Annotated in this window: 2 tRNA genes and 2 rRNA genes; all 4 read right to left on the reverse strand. The window is 49.1% G+C overall.

The window, feature by feature from the left end:
* Window positions 1-84 (reverse strand): 23S ribosomal RNA (locus tag JaAD80_RS29990); the annotation flags it as partial.
* A 262-nt stretch (window positions 85-346) separates the two neighbouring features.
* A tRNA-Ala gene (locus tag JaAD80_RS29995) sits at window positions 347-422 on the reverse strand.
* Window positions 423-446: 24 nt separating this feature from the next.
* Window positions 447-523: transfer RNA gene (locus tag JaAD80_RS30000), tRNA-Ile, on the reverse strand.
* Between the two features lie 100 nt (window positions 524-623).
* Window positions 624-886: ribosomal RNA gene (locus JaAD80_RS30005) — 16S ribosomal RNA — on the reverse strand; the annotation flags it as partial.

Genomic DNA, 886 nt, shown 5'->3' on the forward strand with positions numbered 1-886 from the left:
CTCCCGCAGCTTATCGCAAGCTACTACGTCCTTCATCGCCTGTAATCGCCAAGGCATCCACCATGTGCACTTATTCGCTTGTCCCTATAACGTTAGCCTCTGAAGACCGAAGTCATCAAAGAGCGCTACAGGGATAAGAAAGTACAACGTTGTTGCTTGTTTGTTGATACATACAATCATTACCCATCAAGTCGCCTCATGCATTGCTGCACGCATAGACTTGATCAATAAATAATCTTTACTTCTTCCAGATTGTTAAAGAACGAAACAGCTTTGATCGCTAAAAGATCAAACCTAAACCACAGTCTTGTTGACCGGCTTACGTTTGTACTTTCGAGTAAAACTTTGGTGGAGGATGACGGGATCGAACCGACGACCCCCTGCTTGCAAAGCAGGTGCTCTCCCAGCTGAGCTAATCCCCCGGGAATGTACGACACGGGTGTTACTGGTAGGGCTGGTTGGACTCGAACCAACGACCCCCGCGTTATCAACACGGTGCTCTAACCAGCTGAGCTACAGCCCCAACGCGGAACTACTACGACTACTGTTTCTTCTTAATTAAACAGCCGATAAGTGTGAACATTTGATGCCTGAACCAGTTACCTGATTCGTGCAAACTCTAGAAAGGAGGTGATCCAGCCGCACCTTCCGATACGGCTACCTTGTTACGACTTCACCCCAGTCACGAATCCTACCGTGGTAAGCGCCCTCCTTGCGGTTAAGCTACCTACTTCTGGTAAAACCCGCTCCCATGGTGTGACGGGCGGTGTGTACAAGACCCGGGAACGTATTCACCGCGACATGCTGATCCGCGATTACTAGCGATTCCAACTTCATGCAGTCGAGTTGCAGACTACAATCCGGACTACGATACACTTTCTGCGAT

This window comes from Janthinobacterium sp. AD80 (assembly GCF_002878455.1).
Lineage (GTDB): Bacteria > Pseudomonadota > Gammaproteobacteria > Burkholderiales > Burkholderiaceae_D > Janthinobacterium.